This is a genomic window from Methylobacterium carpenticola (genome assembly GCF_042748905.1).
Classification (GTDB): Bacteria; Pseudomonadota; Alphaproteobacteria; order Rhizobiales; family Beijerinckiaceae; genus Methylobacterium; species Methylobacterium carpenticola.
Map to the genome: position 1 here is coordinate 2396762 of NZ_JBHZEO010000001.1, position 18153 is coordinate 2414914.

The 18153-nt window shown below is 69.7% G+C and carries 14 protein-coding genes and 1 pseudogene; 12 read left to right on the forward strand and 3 right to left on the reverse strand.

From position 1 onward, the window contains the following. Nucleotides 1-78 precede the first annotated feature (78 nt). Nucleotides 79-530, reverse strand: a pseudogene (locus ACE101_RS11390) (transposase); the annotation flags it as partial. 2201 nt (nt 531-2731) lie between these two features. On the opposite strand from ACE101_RS11390, the gene repA reads away from it, so the two are divergent. The 3 genes from repA (at nt 2732) to ACE101_RS11405 (ending at nt 6727) form a co-directional block, all read left to right on the forward strand. Continuing rightward, nucleotides 2732-3952: a plasmid partitioning protein RepA gene (repA, locus tag ACE101_RS11395; RefSeq protein WP_379129242.1), complete on the forward strand. Its 1221-nt coding sequence runs from the start codon at nt 2732-2734 to the stop codon at nt 3950-3952. Nucleotides 3953-3984: 32 nt separating this feature from the next. Beyond that, nucleotides 3985-4950 carry a plasmid partitioning protein RepB gene (repB, locus tag ACE101_RS11400; RefSeq protein ID WP_379129244.1) on the forward strand — a complete coding sequence of 322 codons (966 nt, stop codon included), beginning with the start codon at nt 3985-3987 and terminating at the stop codon, nt 4948-4950. Nucleotides 4951-5656: 706 nt separating this feature from the next. Continuing rightward, complete coding sequence (locus tag ACE101_RS11405; RefSeq protein ID WP_379129246.1) at nt 5657-6727, forward strand: hypothetical protein; 1071 nt, start codon at nt 5657-5659, stop codon at nt 6725-6727. A gap of 7 nt (nt 6728-6734) precedes the next feature. Here ACE101_RS11405 and ACE101_RS11410 read toward each other — a convergent pair. Together ACE101_RS11410 and ACE101_RS11415 are read right to left on the reverse strand one after the other, a co-directional pair. After that, nucleotides 6735-7870, reverse strand: a protein-coding gene (locus tag ACE101_RS11410; protein ID WP_379129248.1) for an IS630 family transposase whose coding sequence is annotated in 2 segments (ribosomal slippage) — nt 6735-7438 and nt 7438-7870 — 1137 coding nt in all. Because the reading frame shifts where the segments join, the coding sequence is not laid out codon by codon here. 277 nt (nt 7871-8147) lie between these two features. After that, nucleotides 8148-9197, reverse strand: a complete 1050-nt coding sequence (locus ACE101_RS11415) for a winged helix-turn-helix transcriptional regulator (protein ID WP_379129250.1) — start codon at nt 9195-9197, stop codon at nt 8148-8150. A gap of 255 nt (nt 9198-9452) precedes the next feature. Here ACE101_RS11415 and ACE101_RS11420 point away from each other — a divergent pair, with 255 nt between their 5' ends. The 9 genes from ACE101_RS11420 (at nt 9453) to ACE101_RS11460 (ending at nt 18152) form a co-directional block, all read left to right on the forward strand. Beyond that, complete coding sequence (locus tag ACE101_RS11420; RefSeq protein WP_379129252.1) at nt 9453-10679, forward strand: ABC transporter substrate-binding protein; 1227 nt, start codon at nt 9453-9455, stop codon at nt 10677-10679. A gap of 99 nt (nt 10680-10778) precedes the next feature. Beyond that, the gene (locus tag ACE101_RS11425) at nt 10779-11930 is read left to right on the forward strand and encodes an iron-containing alcohol dehydrogenase (RefSeq protein ID WP_379129254.1); all 1152 of its coding nucleotides are present in this window, start codon (nt 10779-10781) and stop codon (nt 11928-11930) included. After that, complete coding sequence (locus ACE101_RS11430) at nt 11927-12364, forward strand: acyl-CoA thioesterase (protein ID WP_379129257.1); 438 nt, start codon at nt 11927-11929, stop codon at nt 12362-12364. The genes ACE101_RS11425 and ACE101_RS11430 overlap by 4 nt, the downstream gene beginning before the upstream one ends. 24 nt (nt 12365-12388) lie before the next feature. Beyond that, entirely contained in the window at nt 12389-12859 is a 471-nt protein-coding gene (locus ACE101_RS11435) for an SRPBCC family protein (RefSeq protein WP_379129259.1), read from the forward strand. 13 nt (nt 12860-12872) lie between these two features. Continuing rightward, nucleotides 12873-13646, forward strand: coding sequence for an enoyl-CoA hydratase/isomerase family protein (locus tag ACE101_RS11440; RefSeq protein ID WP_379129261.1), 774 nt, complete (start codon nt 12873-12875; stop codon nt 13644-13646). A 1-nt stretch (nt 13647) separates the two neighbouring features. After that, nucleotides 13648-14523, forward strand: a complete 876-nt coding sequence (locus ACE101_RS11445) for an FAD binding domain-containing protein (protein WP_379129263.1) — start codon at nt 13648-13650, stop codon at nt 14521-14523. After that, nucleotides 14520-15005, forward strand: a complete 486-nt coding sequence (locus ACE101_RS11450) for a (2Fe-2S)-binding protein (protein WP_379129266.1) — start codon at nt 14520-14522, stop codon at nt 15003-15005. The genes ACE101_RS11445 and ACE101_RS11450 overlap by 4 nt, the downstream gene beginning before the upstream one ends. Beyond that, nucleotides 15002-15763 carry an N-acyl homoserine lactonase family protein gene (locus ACE101_RS11455; protein ID WP_379129268.1) on the forward strand — a complete coding sequence of 254 codons (762 nt, stop codon included), beginning with the start codon at nt 15002-15004 and terminating at the stop codon, nt 15761-15763. The genes ACE101_RS11450 and ACE101_RS11455 overlap by 4 nt, the downstream gene beginning before the upstream one ends. After that, nucleotides 15756-18152, forward strand: coding sequence for a xanthine dehydrogenase family protein molybdopterin-binding subunit (locus tag ACE101_RS11460; protein ID WP_379129270.1), 2397 nt, complete (start codon nt 15756-15758; stop codon nt 18150-18152). The genes ACE101_RS11455 and ACE101_RS11460 overlap by 8 nt, the downstream gene beginning before the upstream one ends. Nucleotide 18153: the final 1 nt, after the last annotated feature.

The window sequence follows — 18153 nt, forward strand, 5'->3', positions numbered from 1 at the left end:
GGTCGCCGCGGTTGCGGCGCCGGCGCACCCTCGTCTGAAACGACGACGGCACCGGCAATGCTCGTTGCGGTAGAGATTCGCGTCGGTCTCGCCCGCGCGATCCAGCCAGGCGTCGACTTCCGCGGCCAGCGCCGGCTCGGCGAGCTTCCTCCGCCCGTCGCCGAATGCCGTGTGGCGCGAGGCGTGCGCCTTCAGCGTGGTGCCGTCCACCGCCACGTGAGCGAACGGGACCAGTCCGGCCGCCCGCTCCTGGCGCAGCACCCGCACGAACAGGTCCGACAGGGCCAGGCGGTGGCGCTTGCGGGACTCGGCGATGGTGCGGGGAAGTCCGGTCGGTTCAGCCCGGTCACCGCCATGAGGTCGACGCGCTCCTCGCAGGCGCGGGCGCGCCGGCGCGAGGAGTACGGGCCCCGGCTGTCGCCGTAGAGCAGCAGGGCCACCATCATGCCCGGATGGCAGGGCGGGTAGCCGCGCTCTTGCAGGCCGGTGTCGAGGATGGCCGAGAGGTCGAGCGCCTCCCGCTCGCGGACGCCTCTGGTCTCATGCGCCCCAAGGTTGGCTTCGACAGGTTCACCGACCCACCCTGCTGACCCACCCCGCGTCCGATCCTGGGCCGGCTGGACCTGGAGACGCGACGCGTCGGCGGGATCGTGTCGAACGTCCCGCCGGCCGCGGTCTGCAAGATCGCGCGGCGCAAGCCTCTGCCGGGTGCCTGACCGACCTTCCCGGATGGCTCGCGCCCCACCCTGCCCTGCCCTGCTGCGAAGGCGCCAAGACGGGATGAGGGAGCCTGACCGCTTCAAGCTCGATCCGTCACCCACATACCGGCCCCCTCCCCCTGCACCAGACCTCGGTGCGTGGCCGCTCTTTTTGGAGCGTGGTTGATGGCCGGCTCTGCGGATGAAGTGCCGAGCGGGCTTGCCGTCAGGAGGCCGGCGAGGTGCCCGCCGCGCTCACGCTGGCGAGGGTCCGCGTTGTCTGGCGCTGCGACCGCAGCGGTCAGAAGACGGAGACGACGCGGATCCCGTACAGCTTCCATGGTTGGCAGCTGCCAATGATCCTCCTTGCCATGCCGGCGGCTCGGCCGAACGCCTTCACGACCGGCTGCAGGTCACCGGAGCGTGCCCGAGCACGGATTCACCATGATCCCAGTCTGGGCGAGTGGGATCGCATGCGCTCCGCCGGCATGGCTGGGATCCTGTGCAGCCGGCTTGGTTGGTAGCTGCCAACCGCCCTCCCCTTCACCTCGATGGCTCGGCCGCACGCTGCCTGGATCCCGCGGCCAGGACAGCGCGCCGTCGCGCCAAGTCGAACCGGCTCTGCCGCACATGGGACGCCTCATCAGCGTGAGCTGGTGATCCACGCCCCGGTCCGGCCGCTACTCCGCCGCGTGGTTTGCGTGGGCCATGCCGACAGCCCTTCGTGTCCGAGACCTGAAGCGAAAGCTTCGCCTGCGCGACTCCAGCACGCGCCCAACCCGAGCATGACGCGGGCATCGCGCAAAGCTCGAGCATTGTCCAACGACGTGGATCCCGGTGCGTCGCAGGACATGCGGCGAAATCAAAGACCCGGAGCAGCGTCCGGTTGCAACGTGATCGGGCGCTCTCTCGGCGCGGCTCTCTCGCCAGAGCCGCACGGCGTTCTCCGGCAGCCGCGGTCATGCGCCAGTTGAAGGACGATCCGGATCGAACAACCTTCGCCCCGAACCTTGGTGGCTCGCGTGACGAAGGAGTCGAGGAGGGCGCTCTTCCACCCCATCCGGAGGGCTAGCCTCGCTCCCCCCGCGACGTTTGAGAGCACGGCGCCATCTTGCGTCGCTGGCACATCTCCTCGTGCGGGTCCTGCCCGGCTCGCCCCCGACACGGCTCTGTGCGACGGTGCGGACGGGTGCCCTTCCTTTATCCCGGCGCGGGGCGGTCGTTGGGAGCGACGTCGGCGAGCGGCCCGGCCAAGCCCGAGCCTCGTGCCATCGGCACTTGGCGGCTCGGCGCAGGTTCATCATCACGCGCCAGCGATCCGACACCTGCTGGACCTCCGAAGCGTCCTGTATGCCTCCATCGATCGCATCGGTCGAACGATCCCGGGACGTCATGGTGGCACCCTGGCTGACGCCCAAGCCACGCGGCGAACGCGGACGCGCCCGTGGCATGGGCGACGCACGCGATCGTCCGCTCTCAGGGTGCCCAGCGCGTCGGGGGGCGGACCAGACATCCGCCGCCGGAGCCTGCCGGCACGTGCCGTCATGGCACAAGGGGCAGCCGGCGCGGCCTGGGCTCGCGCCGGCGCCAAGCATCGCAGGTATCCGGCCTCGATGGCGGCAAGCGCCCCGGGGTCTCGGTGAAGGTCTGTCGCGGCCAGTGCGGGTGGCAGCCGGACAGGCCGCGGAGCCGCGAGGCCGTCGGCGCGGTCCGTCCCGGCCCGGCAGGTCCACGCGGGGAGCGGCCATGAACGGGCGCGCGGCGGCGCAGCATCCCGGGACATCAGGTGCGAGGATGGCGGGCGTGGGCAACGATGATGACCCACTCAACGCACCGACGACGGATCCGGATCGCGACATGGACAGGCTCGGGCCGTCCTGAAGCAGCACACCGCCCCGTCTCCCTGCGGTTTCCGATGCAACGAGCGGGAGAGCCACGTTGCTTCACCGCTCACGCGCTTACCCCTTAAGCCTTGCCATTCGCAGCCGAATCTGGCCTCTTCACGGAATCTGGCAGGATAGGGTGCAAAATCCGTGACGAACGCCGCCACCGTGCGAAAGACTCGGCACCGTTCCACCGAGTCTGTCAGCGCCGCAATCGGTGCGCATGCCGACAGCCTGAGCTCCCAGCTTCAGGCTTTGTCGGAAGCGCTCTTCCCGCCCGTATCCCAGAAGACCCTTCGCCGATTCACGTCCGGCGAGGCCGCGAAGCTCCTGAAGGTGTCCGACTCGACGCTTCGGAAGATGACGCTGGCGGGCGAGGGCCCCATCCCGGAAACGACTCCCGCCGGGCGCAGGCTCTACACCCTGGCGCAGATCAACGAACTCCGCCGGCACCTTGCCACCGGGGTCCGTGGCCGGGAACCGCATGAGTTCCTCCCGCGCCGCGGCCGGGAGGACCATCTTCAGGTCATTTCCATCACGAACTTCAAGGGTGGCAGCGCCAAGACGACGACCTCGGCACATCTCGCCCAATATCTCGCGCTGCAGGGCTTTCGCGTCCTCGCCGTCGATCTGGATCCACAGGCCAGCATGTCGGCGCTGTTCGGCATCACGCCCGAAGCCGATGTGAAAGCCAACGAGACGCTGTACGCGGCGGTCCGCTACGACGAGCACCGTCGCCCCATGGCAGAGGTCATCCGCCAGACCTACTTCGATGGTCTCGACCTTGTCCCGGGCAACCTCGAGCTGATGGAATTCGAGCACGCGACGCCGATGGCGCTGCGGAGCAAGGGCACGCACGACATCTTCTACACCCGGATCTCGGCGGCATTGGACGAGGTCGCGGACGCGTACGACGTCGTGGTGATCGACTGCCCGCCGCATATGGGCTTCCTGACCTTGAGCGGCTTGTGCGCGTCGACGTCGATGATCGTGACGGTCCATCCGCAGATGCTCGACGTGTCGTCGATGAGCCAGTTTCTCCTGATGACCAACGATCTTCTCTCAGTCGTGGACGAGGCCGGCGGCGGTCTTCAATACGATTTCATTCGCTACCTCGTGACCCGCTACGAGCCGCAAGACGGCCCGCAGACCAAGGTGGTCGCCCTGCTTCGCAACCTCTTCGGCGACTACGTGATGACCAGTCCCATGGTGAAGTCGGCGGCGATCTCGGATGCCGGTCTGACGAAGCAGACCTTGTACGAGATCGGCCGGGAGAACATGACCCGCTCGACCTACGACCGGGCCATGGAGTCCCTCGACGCCGTGAACGGGGAGATCGCAAGCCTCATCAACGAGGCGTGGGGTCGCTGAATGTTGGTAGCTGCCAACCGGAGCACGGGACATTGAGCCGCAAAGCCACCATCGACAATCTCTTCATCCAGAAGCCGGCGACGCCGACAGGGTCTGTGGCCTCATCCCCGGATCGCGTCCGTACGGGCGCGATATCCGCCATGGGATCGTCGCTGAAGGAACTGACGGAAGGCGCGCGTGCCGCGACACGGCTGCAGGAACAGCTCGCCGCCGGCACTGCCGTCATCGAGATCGACCCGAAAGACATTGCTGGCTCGTTCGTGGCGGATCGCATTGCGACCGATGCCGATCCCCATTTCGATGAGCTGGTCGACAGCTTGCGGATGTCGGGACAGCAGGTGCCGATCTTGGTTCGTCCGATGGAGGGCGGGCGGTTCCAGATCGCCTATGGCCATCGCAGGGTGCGCGCCTGTGCCAAGCTCGGCATCAAGGTCAAAGCCGTCGTCCGCGACCTGACCAACGACGAGCTGGTGGTCGCTCAGGGCAAGGAGAACCTCGATCGCAAGGACCTGTCCTTCATCGAGAAGGCGTTGTTCGCGCGCCGCCTGGAGGATCAGGGCTTCGACCGCGCGGTCATCATGGCCGCATTGTCGACGGAGAAGGGCAATCTCAGCCGCTACATCACCGTCGCCCGTGCGATCCCGGAGAAGCTCGTGCAGGCCATCGGTCCTGCCGGAAAAGCGGGGAGGGCGCGCTGGACGATTCTCGCCGAACGGCTTCCCGGCCGGGAGCATCTGGCCGATGCCGCGACTGAAGCCCCGGAATTCACATCGCTCGACAGCGACGGCCGCTTCGCTGCCGTGCTGCGCGCGCTCAGTCAGCCCGGGCAGAAGGCGACGTCCTGGGCCTGCGGCAAGGCGGCCCGGATCGATCGCCGAGACGACAGAACCGTTCTGACGATCGACGAATCGATCGCGCCCGAATTCGGAGCGTACCTCGCCGATCGGCTGGAGGACCTGTTCCGCGATTATGTGAAGAGGAGAGACGAAGCCATCTGATCGGCGCCGGCACCGCCAGCTCGTAGCGGAGATCAATCCGGCAAAAGAAAAAGGCCCCCAGAACGTTAGTCCCGAAAGCCCTTCTCGACGTTTGGCGACTCAGAGAATCGCACTTCCGAACATGGCCGTCAAGAGTCGGACGCCGTTTTGGCGAGCGGATTTCCTTTGCCCGAACGAAGGCAAGGAACATGGCACACCCGACGGCGCCGTTTCGGCGTCGAACGATACCGCTTGGCCGGATGACGGCCCGAGCGACGGCCGTCGCATGCCCGGATAGTAATCCGGCCTGCGGGCGGAGGCCCTTCAGGCCGCTCGCAAGGCGCGACGATCCATCCCGCGCTTCCGGCTGCCCATGGCCGGCTGCGAGGGCGCTTCCCCTCCTCAAGCCCGGCCCTGCGGAAGCGCAGGGATCGGGTCCCGCCGCAGCCAAGTCAGACCGGCGGCACTCGCCCCCGGTGCTTGGCATGGCAGCCTCTGCCCTCCGGTCGCACCTCGGTGGCGCGGCGCAGACCACGCATCGGATCGAGCACAGCGCCCGGAATGGCGAACGCCATCGTCGGAACAATCAGGGTCGTCGGCTCGCGCCGGTGCCCGGCTTCGGACCCTCGTCGTCCGCGCACGCCCATGCCTCTGCCAACGCTGCCGGTCGACGTCCCCGCCCATCGCAGCGCCGGCTTGATGCGCGTCCCAGCCAGGGAGCGGGCCGATGATCACGCATGCGGTATCCGAACTGCTCCGGGACAGGCTCGTGCGGGCGGCTGGCAGGATCCAAGGCCGTGGCTGGCTCGTCTGTCTCGACGAACTGAACGCCCACGCGATTCAGGCGTACGGGGCGGGTCAGCTTCTCGACGAACATGCCGACCAGGTTTTTCAGGCCATCCAGAGCCGCAAGGAGCGGATGGCCGCATCCACGGCGGCGCATCGGTCCCGGAATAGGGCAGGGGGGGTCAAGGGCTGCGTCACGCCGCTGGGTGCCTTCGCTTACGACACGCTGGCGACGATGAGAGCGTCCCCGTCGTCCTCGCCGCAGACCGAGCCTCGCGGCGACCGCCCGACCGAGCCGCCAGGGACCGTCTCGGTCCCGTCGGTCCCGCGCAAGCGCCGGTTGCGGGTCTCCCACGAGGAGCGTCTCCAGCATCAGGCGCAAACCCGGCGCCGCTACTACAATGGCCACCGGCCTCCCTGGCCTGGAACTGTCAAGCAGGACTTCCACCCCGCGGAACTCAGCGCGATCGGCATCATCTTCCGCGACATCCAGGAGCATGACGTCTGCGACCTCGCCCTCGGGACGATCGCGGCACGTGCCCGTTGCTGCCGCCGCACGGTCCAGAGTGCCATCCGGTGGGCGGCTCATCGCGGCCATCTCTCGATCGAGGAGCGGGTGAAGGACACCCATCGCATCCGCCTCGCGAGCGATGCCATCCGTGCGTGGCTCGCTCGAGTGCGTCCGCTCGGTAGCGGAAATCGCAAAGAGACAGACGATCTTAATGTCCCTGACAAGGTGGCAGCCGCCCCCCGGCTTCCAGCGGACGACGTCCCGGAACGCCCACGGGAGGCCGCCTCGCCTGTGCTGCCGGCCATGACGAGATCGGCCGAAACAGCCTCCGCGCCCGCCCCTCGCCAGGACACCGCGGTGCCATCAGGATCTCCGGATCAGCCGCCCCGGCTTGACGCGATCATCGCCCGGTGGCGTGAGGCGATCGCGTGCAGGAAGTCCGAACGGACCGCCCGTGATCTGGCGCCGCTTGAGCCCGATGCGGTGCTCCAACCCGGCTAGTACCTTGTCAAGGATCAATTGATGGGTAGAGACTGCGCAGCTTGTCGCGAGCTTGACCGGCGGTGAAGTGCCAGTCCACCTTGGTCTGCCCGGCGTTGCGGGCCTCCTCCCAGCGGGCCAGCTGTTGAGTGAGCGTGTCCACCTGGGCGATGCGCCGGGCCAAACATTGCTGCCCCAGCGCGCTCAACTCGATCTCGGCCATGTTAAGCCACGAGCCGTGCTTGGGCGTGTGATGAAGCTCGATGCGCTCGGCCAGGCGGCGCGCCTCGGCGGCTGGGAAGGCCTCGTACAGGCTGGCCAGGGCATGAGTGTTGAGTTGATCCATCACCAGCACCACCCGCTCGGCCTCGCGATAGCGGCCGTCGAGCAGGTCGCGCACGACGCGCGCCCAGTCCACGCGGCGTCGCTGGGCGGTGACGGCCACGTGCCGCCAGCCCGCCAGCGGCTCACAGGCGAGGAACAGGCTCGCCACGCCGTTGCGCACGTAGACGTGATCGTGGCGCGCCACCGCCCCGCGGCGCGGGGGCAGCGCCGGGCGGGTCTCACCGATCAGTTGCTTGAAGCTCTCGTCCAGGCACACCACCGGCCGACGCGGATCATAGGGTCGGCAGTAGACCTCCAGCACGTCCTCCATGTGGAAGACGAACTCCGCCGAGTGCTTGGGCGGGATACACCACATCTTCCTCAGGTGCGGCTTGAGAGTGTTTTTTTGAGTGTCTGACGCACCGTCTCGTGAGACACGCCCGGCACGGGCTGCAGTTCGACCATGCGGCTGGCCAACAGGCGCAGCGTCCAGCGCGCCCGTCCTTGAGGCGGCGATGAACAGGCCAGGGCGATCAGGTGAGCCTCCGCTTCGCCGTCGAGCGCGCGGGCGTAGAGGCGCTGGCCCTTGCGGTAGGGGCTCAGCGCCCGCTCCAGCCCCTCCTCGACGAAGCGCCGTCGCACCCGCTCCACGCTCGCCGTTCCGACCCCGACCCCTGCGGCGATCCGCTCGTCGGGCCAGCCCGGTCCCGCGGCGCTCGCGTCAGCCTTGAGCAACACCTGCGCGTGCTTGAGACGGCGCACCTCGGCCTTGCCGCGCGACACCAGCCCAGAAAGCTCATCCCGCTCCGCCGCCGTGAGCGTCACAACGTACTTCTTCATCGCGCGCCTCCCGGGATCGCTCCCCACCAACGCGCAACTCATCAAATCAGCCCAGACAAGCCACTAGAGCGGCGCCCGATCACGCTGCGATCGGATTCGGGTGGCGATGCGGATCCCGACATGCCACTCGACCCGCTTCACGCATCGAGTGCCTCTACTTCACGCTGTCCGGGCTTGGTGCGATGGAAGGCCGTTCCGGCGGCGCGAGGCACGTTCGGATTCGGAATGACCGCGTAACGTCTGCGCACGGGGCAGTCTTCCGCCTGCGGACGAGCGGTCACAGGCGTCCCGGCGCGGTCGACGCCTCGTCGGGCGGCTCGCCGTAGGTGGTCGGATCGTAGCACATGCGGTAGCGCATCGACCGCGAGTCGATCGGCTGCCGGCACGCGCTGCAGACGACGACCGGCGTGAAATCCCGTCCGCAGGTCCGGTGCGTGAGCAGAAGCGGCGGCTCGTCGCCGGCGAGCCAGCGGTCGCCCCAAGCCATCATCATGATCATCGGCCCGTAGAGATCGCGTCCCATCTCGGTGAGCCGGTATTCGAACCGCTCCGGGCTCTCCTGGTACTTGTGCCGCTCGAACACGCCGCTCCCGACCAGGCGCGCCAGCCGGTCCGTCAGGATGTTGGGCGCGATGTTGAGCTCGGTCTGCAGTTTGTCGTAGCGCCGGCGCCCGAAGAAGGCTTCACGAATGACGAGGAAGCTCCAGCGATCGCCGATGATCTGCAGGGCCTTGGACACGGAACTCGGGCGCCCACGGTCGAACTGCGCGGGATCCGAGGCGCGGCGCGACCGCCGCGAGCCGTCGACGGGCGTCTTGCCGGCGCCCGGGCCGTCCCGATAGGCAACCTCCCGGACGCGGACCGGCTCCGAGCAGGCCGAGCAGGCCACGTACGGCCTCGACTCGCAGCCGCATCCCGCATGGATCAGGCGCAGGGGCGGACCCTCGGCACCGGCGAGCCAGCGGTCGCCGAACTGCATCAGGGCGATGAAGCTCGGGTAGAGGTCGAGCCCGGCCCGGGTCAGCCGGTACTCGAACCGCGTCGCCGCGTCCCCTGCCTGCACCTGGCGGAACACGCCGTCGCGCGTGAGCGCCTTCAGGCGCTCGGTCAGCGTGGCCCGCGGCATGTCGAGGGCAGCCCGGAAGGTCTCGAACCGCCGCGCGCCGAAGAAGGCCTCCCGGATGATCAGGAAGGCCCAGGCATCCGAGAGGATGCGGACCGTCCGAGCCACCGAGCAGTTGCGCTCGCGCAGGGTGGACGCGCTGCGCGTCTCCGCCCGCACGGGCTTCGCACGGCGTCCTTCCGGTTCCGGGGCGTCGTCCAGCACGCTCGCACTCCTCGCTCCGCCCGCCGCCTCGGGCGATCCTGCCCGGTCGCCGGGTCCTGCCGCCATCCCGGCGCGGGGCCGGAATCCCTCGCTTACGGCATCTTGGGTGCCGGCGCACGGTTGCACGGCCGCGCAGGGCCTATTGACGCCCTCCGCAAAATCAGTTCAGTTATGCAAGTTACGATCAGCGAGCCGATCCGAAACGGCGGCGCGGAGAGCCTTGCACAGGCCGGCTGACGATCAGGGAGGTGAACGATGGGACGGTTGGGTGCGTCCGTGTTCGCGCTGGCGCTCGTCTGGGCCGCGGGCCCGGCATCCGCAGAGCAGGCCGGGATCTCCGACGGCGTCGTGCGGATCGGGGTCCTCACCGACATGTCGGGGCAGTTCTCCCACGAATCCGGCGAGGGCTCGGTGACCGCCGTGCGCATGGCGATCGAGGATTTCGGCGGCAAGGTCCTGGGCAAGCCGATCGAGCTATTGACCGCGGATCACCAGAACAAGACCGACGTCGCTTCGTCGAAGGCGCGGCAATGGTACGATGTCGATAGGGTCGACATGATCGCGAACCTGATCAATTCGGGCGTGGCGCTGTCGGTCGTCAACGTCGCGAAGGAGAAGAACCGGATCGCCATCGTGAACGGCTCGGGCTCGTCGCGCCTCACCGGCGACGCCTGCACGCCCAACAGCATCCACTACGCCTACGACACCTATGCGCTGGCGAAGGGCACGGGCAGTGCCATGGCCAAGCAGGGCGGCGACAGCTGGTTCTTCCTCACCGCGGATTACGCTTTCGGCCACGCCCTGGAGGCGGACACATCGAGCGTCGTGAAATCGCTCGGCGGCAGGGTCGTCGGCAGCGTCCGGTATCCGGTCACCACCCTCGATCAATCGGCCTTCCTGCTCCAAGCCCAGAGCTCCGGCGCCAAGGTCGTGGCGCTGGCCGGGTCCGGAACGGTCTTCGTCAACGCCGTCAAGGCCGCGCACGAATTCGGCCTGACGCAGGGCACGGGTCAGTCCCTCGCGGGCCTGCTCGTCTGGATCACCGACATCCGCGAGCTGGGTCTCGAGACCGCGCAGGGACTCATCCTGACCAACGCCTTCTACTGGGACAGGGACGACGAGACGCGGGCATGGTCGAAGCGCTTCTTCGCCCGCATGAACCGCATGCCTCACATGGGCGATGCCGGCGACTACTCGTCGACGATGCATTACCTGCGCGCGATCGAGGCCGCTGGCACCGACACGGCGGGCGCCGTCATGGCCAAGATGCGCGAGCTGCCGATCAACGACTTCTTCGCCAAGGGCGGCCGCATCCGCGAGGACGGGCGCATGGTCCACGACATGTACGTCTACGAGGTCAAGTCGCCGGCCGAGTCGAAGGGCGAGTGGGATTATTACAAGCTGCGGGAGATCGTTCCCGGAGAGCAGGCCTTCCGGCCGCTGCGCGACAGCACCTGCCCGCTCGTTCAGAAAACGAACTGAGAACGCAGTCTCGTTCTGCAAGCGAGTGGGCCTGCCGGCCCCGTGACCCGGCGGCCGGATGCGTTCGCCGGGCCTCCCTGACACCATCGGATCCGCGTCATGCAGGGTTTCACCTTCCAGACGACCCCTTCGGTCCTCCTCGAGGCAGGCGCCTCCGCGAAGCTCGGGCCGCTGTTCCGGGATCTTGGATGTCGCGCGATCCTGCTGGTCTCCGACCCGGGCATCGCGCGGGCCGGCCTCCTCGACCAAGCGCTCGCCAGCCTGCGCGAGGCCGGGATCGAAGCGACGGTCTTCACCGATGTCGAGGCCGATCCGCCGGAGACGGTGATCGAGGCGGCGGTCGCGGCCGCTCGCGACGCCCGTGCCGACGGCATCGCCGGCCTCGGGGGCGGCTCCTCTCTCGACGCCGCCAAGCTCGTGGCGCTGCTCGCGCGCGGCGGTCAGGCCCTCGACGAAGCCTACGGCGTCGGGCTCGCCAAGGGCCCCCGCCTGCCCCTGATCCTCGCACCGACGACCGCCGGCACCGGCTCGGAGGTGACGCCGATCGCGATCGTGACGACGCGCTCGGGCGAGAAGAAAGGCGTCGTCGCGCCGCCGCTGCTGCCGGACTGGGCGGTGCTTGATCCGGACCTCACGCTCGGCCTGCCGCCGCACGTGACGGCCGCCACGGGCATCGATGCGATGGTGCATGCCATCGAGGCCTATACCAGCCGGCACCGGAAGAACCCGGTCTCCGACGCGCTCGCGCGCGAGGCCCTGCGGCTCCTCGCCGGCAACATCCGGGAGGTGTGCCGGAACGGGCAGAACCGGGACGCGCGGACCGCGATGCTGCTCGGCGCGATGCTGGCCGGCATGGCCTTCGCGAATGCTCCGGTCGCCGCCGTGCACGCGCTCGCCTACCCGGTCGGGGCGCAGTTCCACGTTCCCCACGGCCTCTCGAACGCCATGGTCCTGCCGGCCGTGATCCGGTTCAACGCGCCGGCCGCGGAAGACCTCTACGCCGAGCTGGCGGGGATCGTCGTTCCGTCCGCTCGCGGCTCGGCCGGGGAGCGGACCGCCTTCCTGGTGCAGGCCCTGTCCGACCTTGCGCCCGCCCTCGGCCTCGACGCCTCGCTGCGGTCGGCCGGCATCACGTCGGACCACCTGCCGCGCCTCGCCGAGGACGCGATGAAGCAGACCCGCCTCCTCGTGAACAACCCCCGCGCGCTGACCTACGACGACGCCCTCACGATCTACGGTGAATCGCTGTGAGCGCGCGCGCCTCGCCCCGGAGCCGCGCCGCCTTCAGGGCGTTCCGCGCGATCACGACCCGCTGGATGGACAACGACGTCTACGGGCACGTCAACAACGTGATCTACTACTCGTATTTCGATACGGCGGTGAACCAGTACTTGATCGAGGAAGGCGCGCTCGACATCGCGTCGAGTGCGGTGATCGGGCTCGTGGTCGAGACGCAGTGCCGCTACGCCCGGCCGATCAGCTTCCCGGACCGGGTGACGGCGGGGATCCGGGTCGGCCGCCTCGGGACGTCGAGCGTCCGCTACGAGATCGGGCTGTTCCGCAACCACGAGGACGTGGCCTCGGCGGAGGGACACTTCGTCCACGTCTACGTCGACCGCGCGACGACGCGGCCGGTGCCGCTGCCGGACGACCTGCGCCGCGCCCTCGCCCCGCTCGCCGATTGAGCATCCAGTCAGGGAGATTTCATCATGGAGATGTCGGGCGAGCGCCGCATCGAGGCCCCGCAGGAAGCAGTCTGGCGGGCTCTGAACGATCCGGAGGTCCTGAAGGCCGCGATCCCGGGATGCGACAGCCTGGAGAGGGTCTCGGACACCGCCTTCGCCGCGAAGGTCACGACCAAGCTCGGGCCGATCAAGGCGACGTTCAGCGGCCAGGTCAGCCTCTCCGACATCGTGCCGCCGAGGGGCTACCGCATCGCGGGCGAGGGGCAGGGCGGCGTCGCGGGCTTCGCCAGGGGCGGCGCGACGGTCGCGCTCGCGCCGGACGGCGACGCCACCATCCTGCGCTACAGCGTCGATGCGGCGGTCGGGGGCAAGATCGCCCAGCTCGGGGCGCGGCTGATCGATACCACCGCGCGCAAGCTCGCCGACCAGTTCTTCGCGCGCTTCGCCGCGATCGTGTCCGGCCCGGACGCGGGCGCGCCCCGGCAGGTCGCGTGACCCGGGGCCGGCCATGAGCGACATCGAGATCGGGATCGCGGACCGTGTCGCGACCGTGACGATCAACCGGCCGCAGCAGCGCAACGCCATGACGCTCGCCATGTGGCGGGAGATGGCCCGGCTCTTCGGCCGGCTGTCCGCCGACGCGCAGGTGCGCGGCATCATCCTCACGGGGGCCGGAGCGGACTTCTCGACCGGCGCCGACATCGCGGAGTTCGATCAGGTCCGCGGCGACGCCCGGCAGGCCGAGGCCTACGAGGTGGCGGTGGATGCCTGCAGCGACGCGATCCAGGCCGCCCGGCAGCCGACCATCGCGGCCCTGCACGGCTACTGCCTGGGCGGCGCCAACCACATGGCGATGGCCTGCGACTTCCGGGTGGCGGACGCGAGCGCGCGGATCGGCATCCCGGCCGCCCGCCTCTCGATCGTCTACGGCGTGCGCTCGACGCAGCGGCTGCTCGCGCTGGTGGGGCTTCCCGCGGCCAAGCGCCTGCTGTTCGGCGCCGAGCGGATCGACGCCGAGGAGGCATTCCGGCTCGGGCTCGTGGACCGCGTCGGCGCCGAGGCCGGCATCGAGGCGCGGGCGCTCGCCGCCACCATGGCGGAGAACGCGCCGCTCTCGATCGCCGGCGCGAAGGCGATCCTGAACGGTCTGGCGATGGGAACGGGGTCGCTCGACCTCGGTCACGCGGAGGCGCTGATCGCCGAGGCCGCTGATAGCCGCGACTACCGCGAGGGGCGCGACGCCTTCGCGCAGAAGCGCAAGCCCGCCTTCAGGGGGTGCTGAGGTGAAGCCCGCCGCGTTCGACTACCTCCGCCCCGCGAGCCTCGACGAAGCGGTCTTGCTCCTGGCACGACACGGGAGCGATGCGAAGATCCTGGCCGGCGGGCAGAGCCTGGTGCCGCTCCTCAACTTCCGCATGCTGCGGCCCTCCATCCTCGTCGACATCAATCGCGTCGCGGAACTGTCCTTCCTTCGCGCGGAGGGAGCGGGCCTGCGGATCGGCGCGCTCACGCGGCACCACGCCCTGGAGACCTCGCCGCTGGTGCGCGAGCGCTTCCCCGTCCTCACCGCCGCCATGGGGCACGTGGCGCACCTCGCGATCCGCAACCGCGGCACGACGGGAGGGAGCCTCTCCCACGCGGATCCCGCCGCCGAGCTGCCGATGATGGCGATGCTGCTCGACGCCGCCATCCACACCCGCTCGGCGGGGCAGGAGCGCGTCCACGCGGCGGAGGCGTTCTTCCTCGGTCCGCTGACGAGCGCGCTCGAGGAGAACGAGGTCGTCACCGAGATCGTCCTGCCGGGCCTCGCAGCCGGGACCGGCTGGGCGTTCGAGGAATTCGCTCAGCGCTCGGGCGACTTCGCGATCGCGGCCGTCGCCGCGACGATCCGCCTGGAACGGGGCCGGATCGCGGAAGCGCGCCTTGCGCTCATGGGCGTCGACGAGACGCCGGTCCGCCTGCGGGGGGTCGAGGCGGATCTGGCCGGCCAGGCTCCCTCGGCGGATCTCGCGCGGCACGCCGCCGAGGCCGCCCGCGACGCCGTCCGCCCCAACACCGACCTCAAGGCCTCGGCGGAGTACCGCCGGCACCTCGTCGCGGGCCTTGTCGAGCGCGCGCTCGCGACGGCCGTCGACCGGGCCAGGAACGCGCCACGATGAGCAACACCCGCGCCATCACCGTCACGGTCAACGGCCGTGTCCACCAGCGGAGCGTCGAGCCACGGCTCCTCCTGCACGATTTCCTGAGGCAGGATCTCGGGCTGACCGGAACCCATGCGGGATGCGAGCACGGCGTCTGCGGGGCCTGCACGATCCTCCTCGACGGCCATAGCGCGCGCGCCTGCCTGACCCTCGCCGTCCAGGCGGACGGGACGAGCGTCGAGACCGTTGAGAGCCTCGGCGGCCCGGAGGCGCTCTCGCCGCTGCAGGAGGCGTTCCGCGAGTTCCACGCGCTCCAGTGCGGGTTCTGCACGCCCGGCATGCTGATGACCTGCGTCGATCTCCTGCGGAAGTACCCGCTCGCCACCGACGACGAGATCCGCGAGGGCCTGTCCGGGAATCTCTGCCGCTGCACGGGCTACCAGCACATCGTCGAGGCGGTCCGGGCCGTCGTCGCGCGCCACGAGGAGATCCGTCGATGAAGATGCACGCCCTCTCGGGCGGCCGCCTCCGGATGCGCAGGAGCATCTTCGAGCCGGGCGCCGACCGCAGCGAGACGATCGAGCTTCCCGTCTCGGCCTTCCTGATGCGGCATCCGCAGGGAAACGTGCTGTTCGACTCGGGCTGCCATCCCTCGGTCGCCGAGAATGCCGAGGCACGCTGGGGCGGGATGGCGAAGCTGATGACGCCGGTCGCGCCGAAGGGCGACACCGTGATCGAGAACCTGCGCTGCGTTGGTCTCGGTCCCGACGACATCGACGTGGTGGTGTGCTCCCACCTGCATTCCGATCATTGCGGCTGCAACAGCTTCTTCCGGAAGGCGACGGCGATCTGCCACGCGCGGGAACTCGCCGCGGCACGGGCGCCGGACGCGCCGCAGATGGGCTACGTGCCGGCCGACTGGGATCCCACGCTCACCTTCCAGGAGATCGAGACTCAACACGACGTGTGCGGGGACGGACGCATCGTGCTCGTCCCGGTGCCGGGCCACACGCCCGGAACCATCGCCGCCCTCGTCAACCTCGACCGCGACGGCAGCTTCCTGCTCGCCTCCGACGCCGTGAGCGTGATGGCGACGCTCGAGCGGGAGGTCATCCCGAGGAACACGTGGAGCACCGAGGAGGCGCTCGCCTCGCTGGCCGAGATCCGGCGCATCGCGGCCGGCGGCGCCACGGTGCTGTGCGGCCACGACGACACGCAGTGGCGGACGCTCAGGAAGGGGGCCGACGCCTATGAGTGACCGCGCCCGGACAGGCCCGGATCTCCACGCGGAAGGCCTGCGGCCCCGCAACGTCGGCGCCCGCGTCAGGCGCGTCGAGGATCCCCGCCTCCTGACCGGCCAGGGCAGCTACACGGACGACCGGGTCGTCCCGCATGCCCTCCACGTCGCCTTCCGGCGCAGCGATCGCGCCCACGCCCGCATCCGGGCGATCGACACGCAGGCCGCCGCCATGATGCCCGGCGTCGCGGCCGTCGTCACGGCCGCCGATCTCGGCGACCTCGATCCGGTGCGCGCCGTCTCGCGCATGCAGGATTACCACGCGACAGCCCTGTACCCCCTCGCGAAGGACAAGGTCCGTTACGTCGGCGAGCCCGTCGTGGCGGTCCTGGCCGAGAGCCGCTACCTCGCCGAGGACGCCCTCGAACAGGTCGAGATCGATTACGAGGAACTCGGCACCGTGATCGACCCCCTGGCGGCGGCCCGGGACGACGCACCGCTCCTCCACGAGGAGGCCGGGACCAACGTGCTGGTCCGGCGCAGCTTCGGGCGGGGCGACGTCGACGCCGCGATGGCCGCCGCCCCGATCCGGGTTGGCGGCTGTTTCCGGATGCACCGCAAGACCCCGGTCGCCATGGAGAACCGCAGCTACCTCGCCGAGTACGACCGCGGCCGGCGGCAGATCATCCTGACCTCCTCGACCCAGATCCCCGGCATCGTGCGCGACCTCCTCGCCGAGCTCCTGGCGCTTCCGGCGCACGGCGTGCGCGTGGTGGCACCGGATGTCGGCGGCGGCTTCGGCGGCAAGGGATCCCTCTATCAGGAGGAGATCCTGCTCGCCGTGCTGGCGCGGCGCCTCGGACGCCCGGTGCGCTGGACGAGCGACCGGCTCGAGGACCTGATCTCGACGAGCCACGGCTTCGACGAGCGCGTGGAGGCCGAGCTCGGCCTCGATCGCGACGGGCGCATCCTCGCCCTGACGGCCGACGTGATCGGCGATACCGGGGCCTACTCGATCTATCCCTGGACGGCCGCGATCGAGCCGGTCCAGGTCGCGAGTTTCCTGCCCGGCCCCTACAAGGTGCCGGCCTATCGCGGATGCACGCGCGCCGTCTGCACCTCCAAGGCCCCGACCGGCCCTTATCGGGGCGTCGGGCGGCCGATCTCGACCTTCGTGATGGAGCGGCTGATCGACATGGCCGCGCGTCGGCTCGGCCTCGACCCGGCCGAGATCCGGCGCCGGAATCTCGTCCAGCCGGACGAGTTTCCCTACAAGATGGCGAGCGGCATCGTCTGGGACCGCTCGGCCTTCACCGAGAGCCTCGCGGCAGCCCTGGAGGCCGCGGATTACGAGGGCCTGCGGGCTGCGCAGGCCGCGGCCCGGGCCGAGGGCCGTCTCGTCGGGATCGGGCTCGCGACCTATGCCGAGCTGACCGGGATCGGCTCGCGCATCTCGGCCGCGCCCGGCATGCCGATCAACACCGGCACCGAGCAGGCGACCATCCGCCTCGACTCGACCGGCGCGGTGACGGCTGCCTTCGGGGTCGCCTCGCACGGGCAGGGCCTGGAGACGACGCTGGCCCAGGTGATCGCGGACGAGCTCGGCTGCCGGATCGAGGACGTGCAGGTCCTGCAGGGCGACAGCGCGGTCGTGGCGCACGGGACCGGCACCTATGCGAGCCGCAGCGCGGTCCTGGCGGGCGGCGCGGCGACGCTGGCCTCCCGCGACCTCAAGCTCAAGCTCCTGCGCGCTGCCTCCCACTTGCTGGAGGCCGGGGTCGAGGATCTCGACGCGCGCGACGGCGTGATCCGGGTGGCGGGGACCGACCGGAGCGCGAGCTTCCGGCAGGTCGCCAAGGCGGTCTATTCGGAGATGGGCCGTCTGCCGCGGGAGGCCCGCGAGGAACTCGAGAGCACGAAGGTCTACGACCCGTTCTTCGGCACGGCCACCTCGGCCACGCATCTCTGCCTGCTCGAGATCGATCCGGTCACCTTCAAGGTGCGCCTCGACCGCTTCGTGGTGGCGGAGGATTGCGGGCGGATCATCAACCCGATGATCGTCGACGGGCAGGTCCACGGCGCCGTCGCGCAGGGGATCGGGGCGGCCCTCTCCGAGGAGGTCGTCTACGACGAGAGCGGCCAGGTTCTGACTGCGAGCCTCGCCGACTACGTCATCCCGGGCGCCAGCGAGATCCCGCCGATCGCCATCGTGCATCTCGAAGCCGAACTGCCCGCCACGATGGGCGGATTCCGCGGCATGGGGGAGGGCGGGACGATCGGCGCGCCCGCCGCCATCGCCAACGCGCTCGCCGATGCGCTGTCCCACCTGCGCGTCGAGATCGATGCGCTTCCGGTCACGCCGGAACGGCTGTTCCGGCTCATCACGACCGCACAATCCCGGGGAGACTAGA

What these genes read in the sequence shown, in the direction of transcription:
- ACE101_RS11405 (WP_379129246.1), top strand. Translation starts at nt 5,657, where the DNA reads ATGATCACGCATGCGGTATCCGAACTGCTCCGGGACAGGCTCGTGCGG.
- ACE101_RS11420 (WP_379129252.1), top strand. Translation starts at nt 9,453, where the DNA reads ATGGGACGGTTGGGTGCGTCCGTGTTCGCGCTGGCGCTCGTCTGGGCC.
- ACE101_RS11425 (WP_379129254.1), top strand. Translation starts at nt 10,779, where the DNA reads ATGCAGGGTTTCACCTTCCAGACGACCCCTTCGGTCCTCCTCGAGGCA.
- ACE101_RS11435 (WP_379129259.1), top strand. Translation starts at nt 12,389, where the DNA reads ATGGAGATGTCGGGCGAGCGCCGCATCGAGGCCCCGCAGGAAGCAGTC.
- ACE101_RS11440 (WP_379129261.1), top strand. Translation starts at nt 12,873, where the DNA reads ATGAGCGACATCGAGATCGGGATCGCGGACCGTGTCGCGACCGTGACG.
- ACE101_RS11450 (WP_379129266.1), top strand. Translation starts at nt 14,520, where the DNA reads ATGAGCAACACCCGCGCCATCACCGTCACGGTCAACGGCCGTGTCCAC.
- ACE101_RS11455 (WP_379129268.1), top strand. Translation starts at nt 15,002, where the DNA reads ATGAAGATGCACGCCCTCTCGGGCGGCCGCCTCCGGATGCGCAGGAGC.
- ACE101_RS11460 (WP_379129270.1), top strand. Translation starts at nt 15,756, where the DNA reads ATGAGTGACCGCGCCCGGACAGGCCCGGATCTCCACGCGGAAGGCCTG.